General features: G+C 54.3%; 12 protein-coding genes. 3 read left to right on the top strand and 9 right to left on the bottom strand.

Annotated elements, in window-relative coordinates; genetic code table 11:
• Positions 1-31 precede the first annotated feature (31 nt).
• Together SH528x_RS32240 and SH528x_RS32235 are read right to left on the bottom strand one after the other, a co-directional pair.
• Complete coding sequence (locus SH528x_RS32240; RefSeq protein WP_442507519.1) at positions 32-403, bottom strand: nucleotide pyrophosphohydrolase; 372 nt, start codon at positions 401-403, stop codon at positions 32-34.
• A complete protein-coding gene (locus tag SH528x_RS32235; RefSeq protein WP_442512223.1) occupies positions 400-1,485 on the bottom strand; it encodes an FG-GAP-like repeat-containing protein in 1,086 nt (361 codons plus the stop codon). The genes SH528x_RS32240 and SH528x_RS32235 overlap by 4 nt, the downstream gene beginning before the upstream one ends.
• Positions 1,486-1,910: 425 nt before the next feature.
• Between SH528x_RS32235 and SH528x_RS32230 the strand changes: the two genes are divergently transcribed.
• Positions 1,911-2,417 carry a MaoC family dehydratase gene (locus tag SH528x_RS32230; protein ID WP_442507518.1) on the top strand — a complete coding sequence of 169 codons (507 nt, stop codon included), beginning with the start codon at positions 1,911-1,913 and terminating at the stop codon, positions 2,415-2,417.
• Positions 2,418-2,869: 452 nt separating this feature from the next.
• Here SH528x_RS32230 and SH528x_RS32225 read toward each other — a convergent pair whose 3' ends face one another.
• From SH528x_RS32225 to SH528x_RS32215, 3 genes are all read right to left on the bottom strand, one after another.
• Positions 2,870-4,717 (bottom strand): Gfo/Idh/MocA family protein, encoded by a 1,848-nt coding sequence (locus SH528x_RS32225; protein WP_442507517.1) that lies wholly within the window; start codon positions 4,715-4,717, stop codon positions 2,870-2,872.
• 73 nt (positions 4,718-4,790) lie between these two features.
• Entirely contained in the window at positions 4,791-5,741 is a 951-nt protein-coding gene (locus tag SH528x_RS32220; RefSeq protein WP_442507516.1) for a DoxX family protein, read from the bottom strand.
• Between the two features lie 226 nt (positions 5,742-5,967).
• Positions 5,968-7,518 (bottom strand): FMN-binding glutamate synthase family protein, encoded by a 1,551-nt coding sequence (locus SH528x_RS32215; protein ID WP_442507515.1) that lies wholly within the window; start codon positions 7,516-7,518, stop codon positions 5,968-5,970.
• Between the two features lie 307 nt (positions 7,519-7,825).
• Between SH528x_RS32215 and dnaE the strand changes: the two genes are divergently transcribed.
• Positions 7,826-11,404, top strand: coding sequence for a DNA polymerase III subunit alpha (gene dnaE / locus SH528x_RS32210; protein WP_442507514.1), 3,579 nt, complete (start codon positions 7,826-7,828; stop codon positions 11,402-11,404).
• A gap of 412 nt (positions 11,405-11,816) precedes the next feature.
• Complete coding sequence (locus SH528x_RS32205) at positions 11,817-13,292, top strand: transposase (protein WP_442505179.1); 1,476 nt, start codon at positions 11,817-11,819, stop codon at positions 13,290-13,292.
• A gap of 73 nt (positions 13,293-13,365) precedes the next feature.
• Here the strand turns inward: SH528x_RS32205 and SH528x_RS32200 are convergent, their stop codons facing one another.
• The 4 genes from SH528x_RS32200 to thiL form a co-directional block, all read right to left on the bottom strand.
• Positions 13,366-14,748 (bottom strand): Gfo/Idh/MocA family protein, encoded by a 1,383-nt coding sequence (locus tag SH528x_RS32200; RefSeq protein ID WP_442507513.1) that lies wholly within the window; start codon positions 14,746-14,748, stop codon positions 13,366-13,368.
• A gap of 50 nt (positions 14,749-14,798) precedes the next feature.
• Positions 14,799-15,866, bottom strand: coding sequence for a formylglycine-generating enzyme family protein (locus SH528x_RS32195; RefSeq protein ID WP_442507512.1), 1,068 nt, complete (start codon positions 15,864-15,866; stop codon positions 14,799-14,801).
• Positions 15,867-16,268: 402 nt separating this feature from the next.
• Positions 16,269-17,732 (bottom strand): sulfatase, encoded by a 1,464-nt coding sequence (locus tag SH528x_RS32190; RefSeq protein WP_442507511.1) that lies wholly within the window; start codon positions 17,730-17,732, stop codon positions 16,269-16,271.
• A 55-nt stretch (positions 17,733-17,787) separates the two neighbouring features.
• The gene (gene thiL / locus SH528x_RS32185) at positions 17,788-18,690 is read right to left on the bottom strand and encodes a thiamine-phosphate kinase (protein ID WP_442507510.1); all 903 of its coding nucleotides are present in this window, start codon (positions 18,688-18,690) and stop codon (positions 17,788-17,790) included.
• Between the last annotated feature and the right edge of the window lie 221 nt (positions 18,691-18,911).

Here is an 18,911-nt window from a genome sequence, read left to right as displayed (position 1 = left end):
TACGGCGCCACTTGGAATCAATAGAAATGTGCTAGGGCTGAAGTTTCGGGTTGTCGTGGTGTCGCGTCGCATCCCGTTTCGTCTTCTTATCCAAATTGCTCCGCAGTGCTTCGCTCAAGTCAATTCCCGATTGATTGGCCAAACAGATCGTGACAAACAGCACGTCTGCCAACTCATCACCCAATTCGCCTAGTTGCGTCCCCGGTTTGCACGACTGTTCACCACACGTCCGCGACAAAATCCTCGCCACCTCGCCCACTTCTTCAACAAGCTGGGCGAGGTTCGTCATCTCGTCGAAATAGCGAACCCCCAGAGTCTGGATCCATTGATCCACTTGATCCTGTGCTTCCCGAATCGTCAGCGAGGGCGTTTCCGGGGACGGGGATGAATGTGCATCACTCATTTTGATAGCAACAAATAGGTCCCACTTTTGCCAGCCACCGCGATATCGGTTTTGCTGTCATCGTTTAGATTTGCGGTTACGATTTGCAAGCCGCATCCGACGTGGCCTTCTTCAATGGTGTGCCGCGTGAACTTTCGCTCGTTTGCGTTCCAGCGATAGTAATACAAGCAAGGCATATCTTTTCCACCGGGATCGTTTCCGTTGTGGCCAAAGTAGCGTTTGCCGGTAATTAATTCCGCACCGCCGTCGCCATCCAGATCGGCCCAGGCCAATGTGTGAGGCTGGCTAAAGCTGCTATCAATTTCGTGTTCTTTGAACTGGACCTTGCCGTCTTCTTCGCTGCCTTGATTTTCCATCCACAGCAATCCGTAGTTGTGTCCATTGCCGTAGATCAGGTCGTTGTCGCCATCCTCGTCCAAGTCGACGACAATCATCGGGATGCTGGCGTGCAGTTCCCAATTGTCGTGGAACGTCCACTCATTTTCCCAAGGTGAGGATTGGGGTTGCTCGTACCATCCTTTGCCGGTCAGCACATCGAGTCGGCCATCCTTGTTGATATCACCGACGCCCATGCCGTGCGAATTTCCGCGTGCGGCGAGTTGATGGGGCACAAACTCATAGGCGGCAGGATTTTCTTTGCTCACCGGCGTGTTTTTCTTGACCAATCGCCAAACCATCGTCGGTGCATCTTTGGCCCAGCTATTGACGATCCATTCCGGCACTCCATCGCCGTCGAGGTCGTGCATCAATTGGGCTTCGTTCTGTGACTTTTGCGTGTCGACCAATAAGTGCTTTGGCCACATTTTTCCGAGCCGAAGTGACTCCGCACCCGGATTCTCGTACCAATAGACCTCGCTTGGGACAAACGATCCGGCAATCACATCGAGACGTCCATCGGCGTTCATGTCGAAAAGATAGTCGCCATTGCTTTGCACATACCCGTTCCAGTCGTCAATTTGACGCAGCGGACGTGCCGCCCAATCGGTGGCGGAGAACCAGTTCCGGCCTGCGACTAAATCCGTTTTACCGTCTCCGTCAATATCGCCTGCTGCGATCCCTTCGTTCGCATCGAGTGCGAGCATTCGCGGGCTAAAGGTGGCTTCGGGCTGGTCTGCGTTTGCCGAGTTTGGAAACGCTTCGGCCACGGCAGCAATCGCTAGCAGGGAGCTGAAAACGACATGAAAACGTGTTTTTTTGTTCAGAGTTGTGGGCACTTCTTCTCCGGGGGTGGGCTTTGGGGGTATGCTAGGTGGGTGACGTTGGATCAGTCAAAATGGAGGGATGACGAGGAATCTAGGACAGAGCGCTTGAAGCTCCCTTGCGAGACTTACATATTTCTCACTTGCTGTAACCCGATCGTTATCGTGATCAAAAGTGAGTTTTATTGTAATTGCCGCAAAGACGTCTTTTGGTTTCTTGCTTTTCACGGCATGATTATACGTTCATTGACCCCTTGTGTGTGGGTGGACCGCCCTTGCACAAACCTCAAGCCACATTCGAGCGATCGTTGAATCACATCACCGAAACTAAACCGCTTTTTCTTGAGGACATGAAAGTGGGCGACCGATGGTCCAGCCCCTGGCGTGAAATCACAGGCGAAGATGTTGCCGATTTTGCCAGATTGACCGGTGACCACGATTCGTTGCATTCCAGCACAAGCTCCGCGTCGCCGTTTGGAGAACCCGTGGCTCACGGACTGCTGGGCTTGAGTGTCTTGGCAGGACTGGGCAGCGATCATCCTAACGCATCCACGCTTGCTCTGGTTGGCATCTCGGATTGGCAATTTGAGGCCCCAATATTCTTCGGTGACCGTGTGCAGGTCGTCACCGAAGTCGTGCAGATCCAACAGCATGGTCGTCGTGCTGGCCGCGTGACCTGGCTTCGACAGTTGGTCAACCAGCACGGCAAGATCGTTCAGCGTGGAAACTTTGTCACGCTCGTGGCGACCCGTTCGCGAGCACGTCACCTGACGAATCAAGAGCACACGCAGCGTGGCACCCTCCCGCCACGCTAGAGGCGTTGTTGATCGTCGCCATTTGCTCCGCAAAAGTAGCGTTTTCTGGGCGTACTTTCGCAGAGCGAAAGGCGACTCTTGTAAAGTCACCGCCTCGTAGCGAAAGTCGCCAAGACTTTTGTTCTTGTCATCCGTTTCGAGAGCGTGCGGCATAGGAAGCCCTCGTTATTTAGGGGCCTGCAGAGCCATCACCATCGTAACCCGAAGCGTAAGCGAGGGAATCTCTGACTTGATTCGGTCCCTCGCTGACGCTTCGGGTTATGATTTCCCGAAGCCGGACGCTCTCTTACCTCGCTCCGTGAATTCCGCGTGGCACGCAATCGGCGCAAAAAAAAACGGCGTGAGTGAAATCACGCCGTTTCAAATTTAGTCGCTATAAGCCCAGGCCGTACGAAAAAGCCCAGGCCGCACGAAACTCTTGGTGAGTTTCGCTACGGTGTTGACTTTGGAAATTAAGCCACTGGCTTTTTCATGTATTCGCGTTCGGTTTCGATCTTGCTGCCATCGGGCGTAGCGTCGTTATCGATATCGAACCACTCTTCCTTGAATTCCAAGTAACCGCCCTTGCCCGCATTGGCGTTCTTCAGCGCCACGTTGGTTCCCAACGCGATAACCGCGTCGCCCATCGCAACGGCGGGATAACATCGTGGGCGGTTTTCTTTGTCGGGGTTGCGGATGCAATACGCCCAGTGCTCGATCTCTTCGCGATAACCACGACTGACCGGACCCGAGTCTGCTGCCTTCGCAACCGGTGCGGCAAAGTCGCCACTCGCACTGGTATCCAACGCGTAGCCGCCACTCTTTTTGCTGATTCCCACCTTGCTGCTGGTGTCGCTGTTGCGGTACAGCATCACGTCGGTTTCTTTGTCCAAGATCAACGTTCCCTTGCTACCGAGAACGACTTCGCCCCAACCGCCGAAGCCGTTGCCGTTGATCGATGAATAAGTGACCACGACTTTCTTGTTCGGGTCGGTGTCATAACCAGCGACGGGACCATTGCCTGGGTTCTTTTCATTCGGATACTTCTCGACGCGATCGTAATAGCCGACGTCAAACGTTTCCGAGTACTCAGGGCCAGGGAACTCGTACATACAATAAACATGGTCCCCGACCTCGCGGTCCAGCGGCATGATGTGTCGGCCGCCAACCGCATGCACGCTAAGCGGATGAACTTTCTTGCCATCGTCACGCAGCGAGCTCAGGAAAATGCTGACCGCGTCGAGTTGATGGCTGCCAAGCTCGGCCATCAAACCGGCACCGGTGCGATCAAACAGACGCCAACGATGCAGTTCTTCCATCGCCGAGAACCGCTTGTTTTGCAGTGCGAAATCCTTGTAGCCAAACTTGCTTGGGTCGACGTTTTTGTCTTGATCCCAAGCGGTCCACAAGGCGATTTCATTTTGCAGACGCACGATCTCGTCTGGGTTCTTTTCCGTCTTCAGCAGATTAACTCGGTGAGCCAAGTCTCGGGCGATGCGATCGAACTTTTTATCACTGCCCGCGATCTTTTCACCGCCTGGAAGCGGCATCGACCAGCTATCGCCACCGGGCAGATTGCCACGGTGCCACTGGGCACGAATGTGGTGCAATTGACCGAGCAAACCCCAACGAATCAGGTTAATTGCGTTGTCATATTTGACGTTGTAGTGGCGTTGATGTCCGGTTGCCAGATGCAGTGGGTTGCCGTCTTTGTCTTTCAATTCCCCTGCCATTCGCGACATGACTTTACACTGAGCCACGTTGTGGGCCATCAGTTTTTCAGTCAACACGTGCAGCCCTTTTTCCATCGCCAAGGCGGCAACCGAAGCATGCAGCCAAAGCGGCAAAGCGATGATTACCGCTTCGATGTCGGGGTTTTTCAAGCACTCCATGATCCCGCCGTTTTCGGCGTTGTAAACTTTGACGTTTTTGCGAGCCTCGGCTTCGTCTTTGTAGCCCGCAACGCTGATCAATCCGGGACGCCGTACCAGTGCCGACGAGCTAGACCAATCGCCATGAAACGCACGGTGTTCGCTGTAGGGGCGGATGTCACAAATCGCTTTGACGTCGACATAATCAGGATTACAACCGCCGATCAAGACGTTGCCTTCATCGCCGGTGCCGATTACCGCCACGCGGACGGGATCTTTGACTTTGCCATAGCCAAAATAGGCAGCCCCGAGTCCTGCACCACTGACCGCACCCGCAGCAACAATGCCACGCAGAAAGTCACGACGATTGACGTCGTAGTAACTTCCGACGGCTTCGTAATAGTTGTCTTCGCCAACTTTTCGTTCTTCAGCAGAAAGTTTGTCGACCATCGTTCTGTACCTTGTCGCTATTGTTGTATCGTTGTTTTGAAAGAGGGAATATGCGGACGCAAAGTGCGAAGCACTAGGCTTTCGCGGCTTCAGCACCAAATGATTTGCGTACGATCAAATGCAGGAAGTAATCAAGACCGGCGAAGCGTCCTGCACCCGTTCCGGCGAGAACCAAGCACGCCATCGCTTCGATCAGTTGGTAATAGGTCGATCCAGGACCCGAGGCCGGAGGATACTGACTCAGAACAACCGAACCGAGAAAGCCGGCCGCAGCTAACGCCGCAACAGGAGTGAAAAGTCCAAACAGCAGACACAGTCCCACGGCGATGTCAAAATAAGGGACCATCGCGTCGATCACGCTCGTGTCAATTCGAGCCGAACGAGGCAGTGTCGGTTTGAAGACGCGATGCACCTCGATTTGATCGGGAGTCGCGATCGCCATCTGAGCGTCGGTGTAGTTCTTCCAGATCTTGTCGATTTCTTTCATCGCGCCAGCCCCTTTGCTATTCCATTCGCTACGAATGGATTCGCGCTGTCCGCCTAAGCTCGATACTCCGTTACGCACCGGATCCTCATCCAGTTTAACCTGGCGATCTTTTCCAAGCTTGTATTCTTCTAATTCTTCAACGTGGTTATCGATCGCCCAATCGTATTGCTGCAAGGCACTTTTGTAGTTGTCTTGCGCTACGCGATTTTGAGTCTTGTCGTATTTGTAGTGGTCGCTGATCTGAGCCCACAAATACTTCCATTCCTGGTCCACGCGTTCGCGGTCTAACCGAATTTTACCTTCATTGTCCCAGACAAGTCCACGATAATGTTCGGCAAAAGGGCCTTTTGCGTTAGCAAAAAACGGAGTGGCGGTCCAATTTCCCGAAGCATACTTCTCCATCCCTTCGGTGTAGAAGTGCCAACCAACCGTCAGACGCAATAGGACCAACATGGTCATGCCGACCAGTCCCAGAAGTCTTGGAGAAAGCCCCCAGCCAACGGCCAAACGCAGCGGCAACAAAACAAGCTTTCTCACTGAAGGCAGACTCCGAACTAAGGGCAAGCAAGAACCCGTCGGGAGGGCATCCACGACAGGGAAAGGTGGGTAGGTAGGGGGCAGATTCTATCAAAACCCCGGTCACGCTGGGGCTCATTATGGCAAGTCGACCGAAAATCGCCAAGGATAAAGGCTGTAAAAATACGGCTGTGGCGTTTGCAGGAGTTCCGATACGCGGCAGAGTCTGTCCCCGTTTCGGTTTCGGCTACTTCACCAGTTCCGGCTGCGTGGCGTTGACCGAGCGGGTTTCTTTGAGCCCGGTGGTATCGCGAGTGTAGCCGAGCACTTCGTGCAATTGAGAAAACTTGTTCACCCCGGTGCTGAACTCAATTTCTTTGCCACTAAATTGACAAGGGTGCTGATAACCACAGGCGTAGGACAGCGAGAGCAGTTCCTTGCGGAAGCTTTTGATAAATCTTGCCATCCGTTCGGCTTTCTCGTCCACATTCAATCCGGCCTGTAGCCAGCGGTTTTGGGTGGCGACCCCGGCCGGGCAATGGTCCGTATGACACTTGAGCGATTGGATGCAGCCAATCGCCATCATCGATTCGCGAGCAATTTGAATGGCATCACAGCCCATCGCAAACGCGATCACCGCACGATCGGGAAATCCCAGTTTGCCACTGCCAAGCCAGACGATGTCTTTGGAGATGCCAGCCTCTTGGAAAATGGGATAGACGCGAGCGAAGCCAATTTTGAAGGGCAGCGAGACGTGGTCGGCGAACGCCAGCGGTGCGGCTCCGGTGCCCCCTTCGCCACCATCAATGGTGATGAAATCGGGGCCCTCGCCACGCTCGCGCATTCGTTTTGCCAATTCTTTCCAGAAACCACCGTTGCCGATCGCACTTTTGATTCCCACGGGGAGCCCTGTACGGACCGCAATCATTTCAATCCAGTCGATTAATTCATCAACGGTGTCAAATTCCGAGTGGGCATTGGGCGAAATGCAATCGACACCGACCGGGACATCGCGTGCGAATGCAATCTCGGCGGTGACCTTTTTGCCTGGCAAAATGCCTCCTTTGCCAGGTTTGGCACCTTGCGAAAGTTTGATCTCGATGCAACGGATTGAAGCGTTTTGCTCTACTTTGGCCGCGACAACATCGATCGAAAAGCGGCCGTCACGGTCGCGAGCCCCAAAATACCCAGTCCCCAATTGCCACATGATATCGGCGCCGTGGCAATGATACGGGCTGACGCCTCCTTCGCCCGTGTTGTGAAAGCAGTTTGCTTTTTTGGCACCGATATTCATCGCCGCCACCGCGTTGGCTCCCAGCGAGCCGAAGGACATCGCCGAAATGTTGATCACTGACTGAGGTTTGTAAGGTCTAGCCCGTCGATGCGATTCGCCCATGACTTTTAAACACGGAATATAAGTCGGGTCATCGCCAACGTGTTCTGCCTTGGTTTCCGGAAACGGGAACACGGCATGTTTGATGATTGGGTATCCAATCCCATAAATTTGTTCGGTGGTGCCAAAGCCAAAGTTGTTGTTTGCACCTTTGGCTGAAGCGTAAATCCAACTGCGCTCGTCTCGGTTAAACGGCATCTCTTCTTTATCGTTGGCGACCCAGTATTGTCGCATTTCCGGTCCCACCGTCTCTAACCAGTAACGGATGTGCCCCACGATCGGAAAGTTGTGCATGATGGTGTGCTTCTTCTGGATGAAGACATCAAAAACGAACACCAGCGTCAGGAAGCCGACACCCCCGCCAATCAAAAGCAGCATCCAGTGGTCGCTCATTGCGTTAAACATGTTGGAAACCCTGCAATAGTAAAGAAACAGCGTGCTTCGATTCCGGCCCGAGCCCTCATGGTATCACGAGCCCCCCGGTTCGTGTCTGTGTATCCCCTTGGCCCCCACCGCTGTTTCGATCCCCCCTCGAACTTTTGATGGGTGAGAAATGGGGGCATCATGATTCGCAAAAAAGGGCCAAAATGCCGAGCAGGAGCGTTTTGAGTGAGAAAATTCCTTTGTCAAGTCGATGACCGAAGGAGGCAGGATTGCTAGGCTAACTGAGAGCCGAGTCTTGCCGTGGCACAAAGGAAATGGAGCCCCCAGTATGAACGCATCGATCATTACCGATTTGAGTCAAGCCGCTTCACCCCAAACGAAGCCGTTTGTCCATCTGCATTGCCACAGCCATTACAGCTTGCTGGACGGAGCGGGGGATATCGGCCGGCTCGTCGATCGCTGTGTCAGCCACGGGATGAACGCGATGGCGCTAACGGATCACGGCAACTTGCACGGTGCGCTTGAGTTTTATCGCAAGGCAAAAGGGGCCGGTATCAATCCGATTATCGGTTACGAAGCTTATATCGCGCCGGGCAGTCGGTTCGATAAGGGAGGCGCTCGCAGTAGTAAGGACGCCAGCTATCACTTGACGTTGTTGGCGAAAAACCGTGTCGGTTTCGGCAACCTCGTGAAGCTTGCTTCCGCCGCCTCGCTCGAAGGATTTTACTTCAAGCCGCGAATCGACAAAGAAATTCTGGAAAAGTACAGCGAGGGGCTGATCTGTTTGTCGGGCTGCGTCAGTAGTGAATTCAGCCGCGCCGTGATGAAGGGAGTCGACACCGCCGAGCATGAAAAAGAGGCTCGTGACATCGCCGGTTGGTTCCACAAAGTTTTCGATGATCGCTACTTCATCGAAATCATGAACAACGATGTGCAAATCCAAAAAATGCAATTGGAAGGTGCCGTCGATATCGCGAAGCGGATGGGCTTGCCGCTGGTCGCGACAAGCGATTGTCACTACGTCGACCAAGGGGACTCCGAAGCCCAAGACATCATGTTGTGTATCAACACGGGGCGTTTTCGTACCGATACATCGCGGTTCAAAATGGAGAACGACCAGTTCTTCTTGCGCAGCCCCGATCAAATGTACGAAAAGTTCCCGGGGCTCGAGGACGCGGTCGCACGCAGCCAGGAGATCGCCAATACGGTCGACATCGAAATCGAGTTTGGAAAACACTTCTTCCCCAACTTCGAGTGCCCCGACGACAAGGCACCGATTGATTATCTGCGGGAACTTTGCGTGCAAGGATTGCTTGAACGCTATGAAGGCGATCCCGAGCGAATCATCGATGGCGAGTTGTCCGAAGAAGTGATCGCGCGTTTGGATCGCGAACTTGGCGTGATCAAGAAACTCGGCTTCCCAACGTACTTTTTGATCGTTTGGGACTTCGTCAACTACGCTCGCGATCAAGGGATTGCTGCGACCGCTCGTGGTAGCGGTGTGGGGGCGATCGTTTGTTACGCACTTTATATGTCGCACGTCTGTCCGCTGCGTTACGACTTGCTGTTTGAACGATTCTTGGACGAAAGTCGTACCGAGCCGCCTGATATCGATATCGACTTTGAAAAAGAACGTCGAACGGAGGTCATCGATTATGTGAAGCGGCGTTATGGCAGCGAGATGGTTTGCCAAATTGGAACGTTCGGAACTCTGGCGGCCCGCGCGGCAATCAAAGATACCGGACGGGCGCTGGGGATGCCGCTGGGGCGAGTCAACCAGATCACAGAAATGGTTCCCGACGAGCTGAAGATCACGATCAAGAAGTCACTCGAAAAGAGTGCCGACTTGAAAATGACCTACGACGGCGATCCCGAAGTTCGTGAAATGTTGGACCTGGCGATGAAAATCGAAGGTTTGGCGAGAAACATCGGAACCCATGCCGCCGCGGTGGTGATCGCCGACAAGCCGCTGCCCGAGTACGTGCCGCTGACGCGGGTGCCGGGCAAGCAAGACGTGATCACTCAGTGGTCGATGAACGACGTCGAAGCGTCGGGGCTGCTGAAGATGGACTTCCTCGGTCTTCGCAACCTGACAATCATGAGCCGTACGGTCAAGTTGATCGAGCAGACGACGGGCAAAGTCGTCGATCCGCTCAAATTTCCATTGGACGATAAAGCCTCGTACGCATTGCTTCAGCGGGGGGAAACCAAGGGCGTGTTTCAGCTCGAGTCGGGCGGGATTCGCGATTTGTTGACCCGAATGAAGCCTGACCAGTTCAGCGACATCATCGCGACCGCCGCTCTGTATCGACCGGGTCCGCTCGAAGGCGGGATGGTTGACGATTACGTGAATATTAAACACGGTCGTCAAGAGCCTGAATACAAGCACCCCGTGCTCAAAGAAATTCTTGAAGAGACCAACTCGATCATGGTCTACCAAGAACAGGTGATGCGGATTCTAAACCGGCTGGGGAATGTGCCTCTCTCCAAAGCTTACACCTGTATTAAGGCGATCAGTAAGAAGAAAGAGTCCTTGATCAACCAGAACCATGATATTTTCATCGTTGGAAGTGTCGAAAATGGACTGGCCGAAAAAGATGCCGAAGACATTTGGAATCTAATCGTCAAGTTTGCGGGTTACGGTTTCAATAAATCGCACAGTACCGCGTACGCTTTGATCGCGTTTCAAACGGCCTACTTGAAGGCTCACTACCCGGTCGAATTCATGGCAGCATTGCTGTCGAGCGATATCTCGGGACGTAACTTTAAACGTAAAGATGCGTTGATCGAGCACATCGAGGATTGCGAACGGATGAACATCGAGGTCGTCAACCCCGATGTGAACCGAAGCGATTCTGACTTCTCGGTTGCCGATGGCAAAATCTTCTTTGCGCTTTCGGCCATTAAGGCCTGTGGAGGTGCAACGGCAATCTCGGTTGCCGAAGAACGCAAAAAGAATGGTCCTTACAAAGACATCTATGACTTCTGTGAACGTATTGACCAATCGGCTTGTAACAAGTCGGCGATCGAAACCTTGATCAAAGCCGGCGCCATGGACTGCTTCGGCGCCAAACGAAGCCAATTGGTTGCAGTGATCGAACGGGCGTTGCAGTCCGGAGCTGCGATCCAGGCGGACAAAAAGAGTGGACAAGCCAGTTTGTTTGGTGCGTTTGACGACGAAGAGGATCAAGAAGAAGCCAAGGTGTCGGCCCCTCTGCCCGAGATGGACGAGTGGCCTGAGCGAGAAAAATTGATCAGTGAAAAGGAAGTGCTGGGGTACTATCTCGATAGCCATCCGTTAGCCGAGTTCGAGCCAAAATTAGCCACCTTCCGAACTCACACGACCGACCGACTTGGCGATATCAAAGATCGCGGTGAAGTGACCCTCGGCGGGATGATCAGCTCGATCAAGATTGCTCACACCAAAAATCCGAAGCCGGGCGCTCCTTCAAAGTACGCGAACTTTGACCTCGAAGACATGCAGGGCGCGATCCGCTGTATCGTGTGGCCCAAAGGGTTCGCCGATATTGGGCATCATATCCTTCCTGATGCGGTGGTGTTGGCGAAAGGAAAAGTCGATCGCCGCGGCGGCGGGGACGAGGCCAACCTGATCGTCGATGAACTGATTCCCCTCGAAGGACTCGGTCAGCGTTATACCCACGGCATGCGACTGCGGCTTGACGAATCGACGCATACGCCCGAAACGATGACGCGGCTGCGTGAGATCTTGCGTGGCTATCCAGGCAAGCAAGAGATGATGTTCAGCTTGGAGCTCAACGAAGGTGAGGTCGTGCATCTGAAGAGTGAAAAGTACCGCGTCGAGATCACCGAAGAACTTCGCAGTCGCGTCGACGACTTGCTCGGTGCCGGGCACTACAAATTGATGATGACCAAACCATCACGGTAGATCAAATGTGCGTCGCGGACCACGCCAGACGTTTCGTTGACCTTCAGAGCCGCGACGCGTAAGCGGCCGGGTCGCACGCTCGCACGTAGAAAAAATACTTACGTAGCGAAACTCGCCAAGAGTTTCGGGGGGGCTACGTCAATCAATCGAAAGTCTTGACGGCTTGCTGATTTAATCCAAATGCAAATCGCAACCGTGAGCCGTGGGCCGTAAGACACCGGGTAATGCGTGGAACCCGGCCGCTCACGCGCGAGCGGCTCACTAAGTAAACAACCCGCTAGCGCCAAAACGCAACGCTGTGAAGCATTTTGAGCACGTAAAAAGCGGGGTTTTCACCAAGCTCCGAATATGAAAAAAGCCAGATTCCCCCCAAACACTAACTGAAACACTTCAGTCAGAAAGGAATCTGGCCATGAGTCGCAAGAAGCAGACAAAACGTAGTAAGCAAAACCAACGTCGCAAACCTAACCGCCAATCTCGTCGCAAGAACAAGACGATCTTCAACGAGGTGTGTCGTTGGATTGTTCCCAAAGGTGAATTGTTTACCAAAGATACATTTCATGGCAATATCAAATGGATGCCCGAAGAATTGGCGATCCAGGCACTCATCTGGTCTTGGCAAAATGAGATAAACGTCACCGATGCCTTCGATCAGACGATGGAAATCTGTGAAGAGCTGGGGCTTCACTGCACCGCCAAAACCTACACGGCCTTCATGAACGCATTGGATCGCTACGAATCGCTGTTCACGACGCGGCTTCGCCAGAGACATCAGTCATTGGCCCAGGAAGTGGGCGGACGTTTTTGGAGGTCCGCTGACTGGGTACTGATCGGCTTCGATGGGTCACGCGTGACGGTCCCGCGAACGGCCGCCAATGAGAAAGCTTTTTGTGCACCCAACTATGGCCGCGGCGTGCGTGCCAAATACGGAAAGAAGAAGTCCAAGGGGATGCGACGGAAGCGGAACCAGAAGAACAAACCTCAGCCACAAGAACCTCAAATCTGGGTCACGATGATGTGGCACATGAGCCTTCGTCTACCGTGGACTTGGCGTTTGGGGCCATCGAACTCAAGCGAACGAGGCCACGTCGTGGAGATGCTTAAGGAAGAGACTTTCCCGGAAAAGACACTGTTTTGTGGTGACGCGGGCTTCGTAGGTTATCCTCTGTGGAGTGCGATCCTGGCTGCCGGTGGTGACTTCCTTGTTCGTGTCGGAGCGAACGTGAAGTTGCTCAGCGAGCAGGCTGATATCAAGCAACTCGGTGGAGGTCGAGTCTTGTGTTGGCCCAAGGGGAGGATGGAATCTGGCGCCCCGCCGCTGAAGCTGCGTCTGGTGAAAGTGAAAGTTGGCAAGACGAAGATGTGGATGCTTACGAGCGTATTGAGCGCTCGTAAGCTGAGGCACAAGCAGCTCATTGGTTACTACAAAATGCGTTGGGGAATCGAAGTCGAATTCCGCGGCTTAAAACAAACCATTGACAAGCACAAACTACGTTGCCGCAACAGCGATCGGGCATTGGCGGAACTGGACTGGTCGATTCGCGCGATGGCGATTGCCGAACTGCTGGCGCTGCGAGAACAGATTCCCGAACAGCAAGACGTTCCCGAGCAAGTCGACTATGATCCGAAAAAACGAAGTTTGGCCAACACGATGCGTTGCTTGCGACGCTGCATGCGTCGCCTCGACAAATATTGCAGTGCGAGTGACAACATGCTGCACAGCCTGTCGCAAGCCCTCGTCCAGACCTATCAAGCGGGCACGGACAAGAAGGCGCGTTACCGTCCAAAGAACCCACACAAGAAACCGTTGGGCGATCCTGAAATAAGAAAACTGAACATGGAAGAACGTAAAAAACTCGCCGAATTCCATCAAAACCAAGCAGCCTAAAATGCTTCACAGCGTTGGCCAAAACGGCTAACTAAAGCCGCGGCGCACAAACTTCAACCGATTGCCGGTATTCCTACAGATACTCTTGCTTCTTGACCAAGCCGGGCATCGGGATGCTGTAGCGGCCATCGGCGTTTGCTTTTAGCGGCGAATCGGAATCGAGCGTCAAGTCGGCAATGTTGGGTGCGAATTCGTGATCGTGACTCATGAATTGCTCCAGCGTGATCTCTTGACCGGTGTGAGCCGCCATGCGTCCCATCGACGTTACCGCGCTCGCCATCACCCCTCGCTCGACTTCGTTATACGGGGTGTCGTTGCGAATCGCCGCGATCAGATCGTCCCATTCCAATTGGTAAGGGTTTTCTTCGCGTTCGGGCCAATCCCATAGCAACTTGCTCTTGTCGATGTTTTGCCCCTCGTAAATCCGACTCTTCGCAGGCGTGTGCGACGCCGACGAGATCACCGCCAATCCCTTGCTGCCGTGTGCGTAACTCGCGAATTCTTGTTTGCAGCCCGCGATCGTGCGTCCGTCAACCAACAACTTGGCTCCATCGGCGAAGGTGTATTCCATCCCGTACGAATCAAAGTTTTGGTCGATCATGTCGCCGCGATAATGACGACCACCCACCGAATGGACGCGAACAGGCCAATCGTTTTTCATCCAACAAGCTTCATCAATGTTGTGGATCAAGAAATCGCTGACCGCACCACCGCTGAGCCACAGGAATCCGTGGAAATTTTTGATCTGATATTGCAGTTCACTCAGATCGGTCGTATTCGGCGGCACCGCTGCGGATGCCGTCGGACCTGCCATCCGGTAGGCACGCAACAGTGATACGTCGCCGATTTCACCGTTCTGAATACGATCAAACAACTCCTGGCGAACTTTACAGTGACGGCACATCAATCCGACGCCGACCTTCAAATTTTTATCCAACGCCTTCTTGTTGATTTCCAACATCCGAGCCGATGTGGGCGCGTCGATCGTGACCGGTTTCTCCATAAACACGTTCAGCCCCTTTTCGATCGCGTAGGTGTAATGCACCCAGCGAAATCCAGGAGGAGTCGCGAAAATCACAACATCGCCGGGACGCAGACAATCGATCGCCTTTTTGTAACCATCAAAACCAATGAATTGACGTTCTTCGGGGACATCAACTTTGCTGCCGACATTTTTGTGCTTGGATAGCGATGTGTGCGTGCTCTTTAGGTTCTTTTCAAAAACATCCGCCAGTGCAACCAATTGAATCGGTCCGTTCTCAACCGACAATGCGTTCAGTGCCGCACCGGTACCGCGGCCTCCACAACCGACCAGAGCGACGCGGATTGTGTTGTCCTCGGCTGCATGCACGTGCTGAGCCGATGCGGCAACCAAGGTCGTGGCGGCAGCGACTTGGCTACTATTTTTAATGAATTCGCGACGGGATGAGCCTGAGGACTTGTTCTCTAATTTCATATCAGCGTTCCAGAGGTAGGGGAGGGAGATAAAGCGAGGGTGAGAGTTGATTAATCTTCGGGATCTAATTGCACAGGAGCGGTTTTGTCCCATTTGTTGGCTTTTTCGTCTGCCGTGGGCTCGGTGAGCGGACGGACCACGCGGAAACCCAAGCCCTGTGCGTCGGTCAGATACCAGATGCTTTGCGGCAGCTGCGGATCCTGCTCTTTCCATTCTTCGCTGGATCCTTCGCGAACACCGCTGCGAAGCATGTCGGGATCATCGTCCCAACCGCCACCGCGCACAACGCGTGGATACAGCGTGCTGGGGATCGCCAACGGGTTTTTGATTTTGGGGTTCTGCGAATAGAAGTCGGCGACGTATTGATCAAGCACCCATTCGGCGACATTGCCGTGCATGTCATATAAGCCCCATGGGTTGGGTTCCTTTTGGCCCACTTCGTGGTAGGCATCTTCGCTGTTGTCAAAATACCAAGCGTAGTCATCAAGTTGTTCGGGATCGTCGCCGAACGAGTAGGCTGTTTTGGTTCCCGCGCGAGCGGCGTATTCCCATTCCGCCTCGGTGGGCAAGCGATAATAGCGGCCTGTTTTTGCTGACAACCATTTGCAAAACGTACGTGCCGCGTGTTGCGTCATGCTGATCGCGGGATAGCGTTCCTTGCCCATCCCAAAACTCATGTCCGTGTAAGGTTCGGTCGGCTTGGATATTCCATCGACGATTTCGTCTCGCGGCGTTGCCGGGATCGACAACATCTGACGACGCCGTTGATCCATCTGCTCGCTCCAGACATCGTATTGGTCCCACGTGATTTCGTACTTGCCCATCCAAAAGGGATCGACCGTGACTTCACGCTGAGGCCCTTCGTCCTCGTTGCGATCCGCTTCGGTCTCGGGCGTCCCCATCGTGAACGTGCCCCCTTTGATCGGAACCATCTCGATCGTTAATTCGGTATGCTCGATCGGTTCAGCATACGGTTTCATCTCCGCCTCGGTCGTCGCAACGGCGTCCGGAACATCCAGTACTGCGTTGTCTGCAATGGCGGGAAGATTGGAATACGCGAACGCAAAAGCGGCGGCAGTCGCGAGCAGCAAACGGGCTTGGGTTGTCGAAAGCATCATCCGGAGTGGGTTAAGGTGGCTGTGGCGGGCAGAAGCGTCCCACCATTATAGCCACGACCGGGGATAGTGTGTGGCAAATGTCAGCTACTTTTGCCGGCGGGGAGACACTCCCCCGACATCGGAGGCTGCTGATTTAGTTAGCCGTTTTGGCCAACGCTGTGAAGCATTTTTCCCTATAAGGTTTGTGTATTTCTAGCGTAGCGGAAGTCGTCAAGACTTTCGATCCACGGCGAGTGTCCCCCCGAAACTCTTGACGACTTCCGCTACGAAATGCTTCACAGCGCCCTTGTTTTGGCGTTAGCCACGGTTCCGTCATCAATCAACCGGGCCTAGCGCCGCATCGTACAAAAACACCCTATTAGTGCCAACGTAGACGGCATTGGTCGCTGGCAGCAGATTTGACTACAAGTCGTTGTTGCGGACTTCGGCTAGGCGGGCGGCAAGTTTGCGTTTGAATCTTTCGACAACCGGAGCATAGGCTTCGTCCGCCGCTAGATTGGTGTATTGCAGCGGATCGCGGCGGACGTCGAACAACTCGATCCCCGCCGAGGCGTCTTCGTTGTACTGAATGTACGCCCAGTCGTTTTCACGCAGCAGAAATCCTTTCCGCATCGGTGCGACGCTGAAGGCGGCATCGCGAACCGTGACGCTCGGATCATCCAGCATCGCCGAGATGTCCTTGCCTTGCAGACGCTCGGGAATCGGCATCCCGCAAAGTGACGCGGTCGTTGGATACAGGTCAATCAGTTCGACAAGACTGTCACACACCGCAGGCTGTTTGCCAGGAACGCTGATGATCAGCGGAACCGACGCCGACTCGTCCCGCAGACTGACCTTGGCCCAAAAGTCGTGTTCGCCAAGATGATAGCCATGATCGCTGGTGAAGATCACGATCGTATTGTCGCGCTGGCCCGAGGCATCAAGGGCATCGAGCACCTTGCCGACTTGAGCGTCCATGAACGCGACCGACGCGTAATAACCACCGACCGCTTTCTTCTGACGACGAACATCCATCTGCATGTTCACGCTGGTTTTGTAATTGATACCAGCTTTGGGAATGTCGTCCCAGTCGCCCTCGACTTTTTCAGGTAGCGTCATCGTATCGAACGGTTTGAACGGTTCGTAATAAGGACGCGGCGAGACGAAGGGAACATGAGGGCGAACAAAGCCAACGCCTAGCCAAAACGGTTCGTCGCTGTGTTGCTCGATCAACTCGACCGCTTTGGCGGCGGTTTTGCCGTCGCTGTGGACGTTGTCGTCTCCATCCGCCTCGACGACCACAAACGTGTTGCCACCGACCACCGGTTTTTTGCCGTCGGGGTTACGCTCCAATGTTTCGCCGTCGCCTGGGGCCTTCCATTCAGGCCCAGGACTATTGAATCGTTCGGTCCAGGAGAGTTCGTCATCGGCTTCGTTCCCCCCTTTTTCGATCCCGCCTGGCACGCCCATGTGAAAAATCTTGCTCACCCGCGCGGCATAGTAACCTTGGTCCTTAAAGTACTGTGACCACATCGCACGGTCACCAATTTGCGGGCGAGGATTCGTGTAGCCCAGCACCCCGGTCGCATGCGGGTAGTAGCCCGACATAAACGACGCTCGCGAAGGCCCACAATAAGTGCCTTGGCAATACGCTCGCGTGAACCGAGTTCCTCGTGCGGCCAACGCGTCAATGTTCGGTGTCTGGCAGACCGTGTTTCCGTAGCAAGACAATGCGGTGGAGGTGAGGTCGTCCGAGATGATGAACAGGACGTTGAGTTTGGGTTGTTTCTTTGCCGCCGCTTCCTTGGCATCACTCACCCGTGATTGACCCCCGAAACACGCGATTCCGATTAACAGGGCGACGAGGCGGCTGAGCGAAACATTCATAGAAAAGCACCGGAGGGAGAGAGTGATGGCGGGAGATGGGGAGGGAAATCAGGCTTTAATGAATATAACCTTGCGGTGAGAGCCGTACCAGTTTTGCCCCGACTCGCTTCCAAAGTCCGGTTCGGCCCAGGATCGTGCCGATTTGAGTGATCTCGCACTCATGGTCCATCGCCAGCACCTTGTCGGCGTCCGCTTGGCTCATCGTCATGATCAGCTCAAAATCTTCGCCGTCACTCCAGGCGTGTTCAAACGGCGTGCAGCCACTTTTCTCGGCCAACATGATCGCGTCGTCGTGAATCGGAATCGCCGGAATATTCAGCTCGACGCCCACTCCGCTGGCGGCACACAGACGATCGAGGTCCAGCGACAACCCGTCGCTGATATCGATCGCGGCGTGCACATCGACCATTTCCCGCAGTCGATTGGCGAGATCCACGCGGGGGGTGGGGCGTAAGTGTCGACCTAAGATGCTGCCGCCGACAAAACCAGTCACCAGCACCGCGTCGTTCTCTTTTGCACCGCTTCGCAGCCACGGATCTCCGGCGGGAACGTCGCCGAGCAGCGTGATACTGACGCTCAGCGGTCCGTTGTAGGTTGAAATGTCGCCTCCCGCGATGGCAACCTGGAATTCTGCGGCGGCTTGCAAGATCCCCTCGTACACATCGCCGGCAATTCGCGTCGCATTTTGCTTGGGAAGTGCCAGGGTGACCAATGCCGACTTCGGCGCCGCTCCCATCGCAGCGATATCGCTCAGATTAATCGCCATCGCCTTGTAACCGGCGTCCGCGTACGCATGTTCACTCGAATCAAAGTCGACGCCATCAATGATTTGGTCGGTGCAGGCGATCAGGTTGGCTTGCGGAGGCTGAATGACAGCCGCATCGTCGCCGATTCCCACAGCGACTTGAGGTAGCGAGCGGCAGCGACCGCGAAGATATGCAAGAAAGGACTGTTCCATGTTCAAATAGCGTGTTTTTAGAGGGGAGATTGGCGTTCAGGCACCGTCTGTGGACTAGCAAATCGCCGATTGCGAGCGTGAATACGGCTGGATTTGCGTCATTCCCGTCCAGATCGGGGCATGACGCCCAAAAGTGTCCCCCGCCGATCCGCAACACACAATCCCATCAAGCCGCCCACTCCCCTTCTCCTCACTCCCCACTCCCATCTCCCCCTTTCCCC

This window comes from Novipirellula methanifontis, from assembly GCF_052161655.1.
In the GTDB taxonomy this organism is placed as follows: Bacteria; Planctomycetota; Planctomycetia; order Pirellulales; family Pirellulaceae; genus Novipirellula.
This window is presented reverse-complemented; position numbering and strand designations above follow the sequence as displayed.